This window comes from Limimaricola cinnabarinus LL-001 (genome assembly GCF_000466965.1).
GTDB lineage: Bacteria > Pseudomonadota > Alphaproteobacteria > Rhodobacterales > Rhodobacteraceae > Limimaricola > Limimaricola cinnabarinus.
Genome location: NZ_BATB01000127.1, coordinates 1 through 3,324, shown reverse-complemented (window position 1 = coordinate 3,324; position 3,324 = coordinate 1). Strand labels below are relative to the sequence as shown.

Sequence of the window (3,324 nt, the reverse complement as noted above, 5' to 3'; positions counted from 1 at the left end):
CTCATGGAGGGTCCTCTCAACGGCACGGGACGAGCCTCGACTCTATGCCCGCGCGCGTGGCTTGCAAGCTCTGCCGCCACGGCAGCGTCAGCCGAGCGCCACCAGCCGGATCTCCCCGTCCCAGACCGTCTCCAGCCGCCGCGCCGCCTGCCACGCCCTGAAGCCCCGAGCGGCAGCATAGCACCGCGCGGGCGCCGTCGGACGGGCGCGGGCCGTAACCCCCGAGGCCCTCGACCGGCAGCCGCCGCGCCCCTGCCCGTACCAGCGGCCCCTCCTCCTCGCGTCGCAGATCCACCACGAAATCCTCCGCCGCGATCTGTGACGCGGCAAGGAAACGTGGCGCGCGGTCAGGCTCCTCAGCCCCCGCGAAGCCGAAACCGCCAAAGCGCCACGTCTCGGCGTCGAAGCTGACCAGCCGCCCCAGCGGCGACGGCACCATGCCGGAAAGCTGTGCCAGCGCCATCTGCGCCTGAAGACCGCCGATCACGCCGACCACCGGCCCGAGCACGCCGTCCTCGGCGCAGGAGCCCATGCGCGCGGGCAGGTCCGGAAACACCGCGCGCAAGCTCGGCGCGCCGCCGCAGAACCCGCCCGCATAGCCCGAGAGCCCCGTGACCGAGGCGCTGATAAGTGGCGGCCCGGCCTCCTTGCAGTGATCCGAGGCGACATAGCTCGCGGCGAAACTGTCGGCGCAGTCGATCACCAGATCGACGCCCGCGCAGAGCGCCGCCGCGTTGCCCGGATCAAAACGCGCGACCAGAGGCTCGACCGCGCAATCGGGGTTCGCGGCAAACAGATGCGCCGCCGCCGCGATGGATTTGGCTTGGTCCAGATCGGCCTGGCGAAACAGGGTCTGGCGGTGCAAGTTCGACGCCTCCACATGGTCGGGATCGACGAGCCGGATGCGGCCCACACCCGCGCCCGCGAGGTATTGCAGCACCGGGGCCGCCAGCCCGCCCGCGCCGATCACCAGCGCATGGGCAGCGGCCAGCCGCGCCTGCCCCTCCACGCCGAACCCCGGCACCGCGACCTGCCGCGCGTAGCGGTTCATCGCGTCGCCCCGATCCAGTCGCGCAGCCGCGCCTCGGGATCGGCATTGAGCGTGATGTCGGTCACCGCCGAGACGATGTCGGCCCCGGCGGCGAAAGCCTCGGGCGCGCGCCACCGACAGCCCGCCGATCGCGACGAGGGGCATGTCGCCCACCAGCCGCTTCCACTCCGTGAGCCGCTCCACCCCCTGCCGCTCCCATTTCATCTTCTTGAGGATCGTCGGCCAGACCGGCCCCAGCGCCACGTAATCGGGAGAAAGCGACAGCGCCCGATCCAGCTCGGCCCGGTCATGCGTGCTCACCCCGAGGCGCAGCCCGGCGCGGCGGATCGCGGCCATGTCGGCGGTGTCGAGATCCTCCTGCCCCAGATGCAGCCAATCGCAGTTCAGGTCGATCGCCTCGCGCCAATGGTCGTTGACCACGAGCGTCGCACCATGGGTCACGCAGAGATCGCGGGCGTGGGCGATCTGCGCGCGGGTCTCGGCCGCGCTCCGGTCCTTGAGCCGCAGTTGCACCAGCTTCACGCCGAGCGGCAGCATCCGCTCCAGCCACGCGACATCGTCGAAGATCGGGTAGAAGCGATCAAGCGTCATGCGAGGAACGCCTTGCCGATCAGCGGCGTCGACGGTGCCGCCATGTCGCGCGGCTCCATCGCGCCCGCCTCATACCCGAGCCGTCCGGCCTCGACCGCGCGCGCAAAGCCTTCGGCCATCGCCGCCGGGTCGTCGGCCTTCGCTACGGCGGTGTTGAGCAGCACCGCGTCGAATCCCATCTCCATCGCCTCGGCGGCCTGCGACGGGCGGCCCAGCCCCGCATCCACCACCATCGGCACCTGTGGAAACTGCGCCCGCAAGCTTCGCAACCCGTAGCGGTTCGCGAGCCCCAGCCCGGTGCCGATCGGCGCGCCCCATGGCATCAGCACCTCGCAGCCCGCCTCGATGAGCCTCTCGGCCAGCACCAGATCCTCGGTGGTGTAGGGAAACACCTTGAAGCCGTCGTCGCTCAGGATCCGTGCCGCCTCCACCAGACCCCAAGGGTCGGGCTGCAGCGTGTCGGCATGGCCGATCACCTCAAGCTTGATCCAGTCGGTGCCGAACAGCTCGCGCGCCATCCGCGCCGTGGTCACCGCCTCGCGCGCGGTGTGGCACCCGGCGGTGTTGGGCAGGAGCCGCACGCCAAGCTCGCGCACCAGATCCCAAAAGGCGCCGCCCTCGCCGCCCGCCGCCTCGCGCCGCACCGAAACCGTGGCGATGCCCGCGCCCGAGCGGCGGAACGCCTCGGCCAGAACCTTCGGCGAGGGGTATTGCGCGGTGCCGAGCATCAGCCGCGAGGGCAGCTCCGAGCCATAGAATGTGACCATCTCAGCCCCCCTGCCGCGGCGCGACGATCTCGACCCGGTCGCCCGGCGCCAGCAGGGTGCGCGCGCGCGCCGCGGCGGGCACGAACTCCTCGTTCAGGGCCGTCGCCACCGTGTCGCCCCCCTGCCCCAGCGCCTCCAACGCCTCGGCCAGCGTTTCGGCCGCGACCTCGCGCGGCGCGCCGTTAACCATGATCCTCATCGCAAACCTCCGGTCTGATGCCGTCACAGAGCCAATCCGCCACCATCCGCGCCATCGCTGGCGCAAGAAGGAAGCCGTGGCGGAACAGCCCGTTGACATGAATGGTCTCGCCCCGCCGCCGGATGCGCGGCAGGTTGTCGGGAAAGGCCGGGCGCGCATCCGCGCCGATCTCCAGAACCTCGGCCTCGCCAAAGGCGGGGTGCAGCGCATAAGCCGCGCTCAAAAGCTCGAGCACCGCACGCGCGCTTGGCGGACCGCGCCCCTCGCTCTCGATCTGCGTGGCGCCCAGCATGTAAAGGCCGTCGCCGCGCGGCACGACATAAAGTGGGTGGCGCGGATGCAAGAGCCGCACGGGCCGGGTGATCGCGACCTCGGGCGCGCGCAGCACCAGCATCTCGCCGCGCACCCCGCGCAGGTCGGACAATGCGTCGCGCGCCGCCAACCCACGGCAGTCGATCGCAGCACCCCTGCGCGCGCGCCTCCCCCGTCTCGAAAACCACGCCGCGCGCAGCGAGCCTGTCGCGCAAGCCCGCCAGCGTCGCGCGCGGGTCGAGATGGGCCTCCGTCTCGACATGCAGGCCCCGATCGAACCGCCCCGCGAGATCGGGCTCCAGCGCCGCCACGCTTTCGGCATCGAGCGTCACGCCAGCCACGCGACGGCCGAAGCGTCCAAGCTCCGCCCGGTCGCGCCCGAGCGCCACCACCAGCGTGCCGCG

Annotated in this window: 2 protein-coding genes and 3 pseudogenes; all 5 read right to left on the bottom strand. The window is 71.7% G+C overall.

Annotation, left to right across the window (positions count from 1 at the left end):
* Positions 1–87 precede the first annotated feature (87 nt).
* Positions 88–1,051 (bottom strand): annotated as a pseudogene (locus MBELCI_RS18495) (ThiF family adenylyltransferase).
* Positions 1,048–1,642: pseudogene (locus MBELCI_RS20255) on the bottom strand (thiamine phosphate synthase). The pseudogenes MBELCI_RS18495 and MBELCI_RS20255 overlap by 4 nt, the downstream one beginning before the upstream one ends.
* Entirely contained in the window at positions 1,639–2,409 is a 771-nt protein-coding gene (locus tag MBELCI_RS18490) for a thiazole synthase (RefSeq protein WP_021695770.1), read from the bottom strand. The pseudogene MBELCI_RS20255 and the gene MBELCI_RS18490 overlap by 4 nt, the downstream one beginning before the upstream one ends.
* Position 2,410: 1 nt before the next feature.
* Complete coding sequence (gene thiS, locus MBELCI_RS18485) at positions 2,411–2,608, bottom strand: sulfur carrier protein ThiS (protein WP_021695769.1); 198 nt, start codon at positions 2,606–2,608, stop codon at positions 2,411–2,413.
* Positions 2,592–3,324, bottom strand: a pseudogene (locus MBELCI_RS20250) (FAD-dependent oxidoreductase); the annotation flags it as partial. The pseudogene MBELCI_RS20250 and the gene thiS, both read right to left, overlap by 17 nt.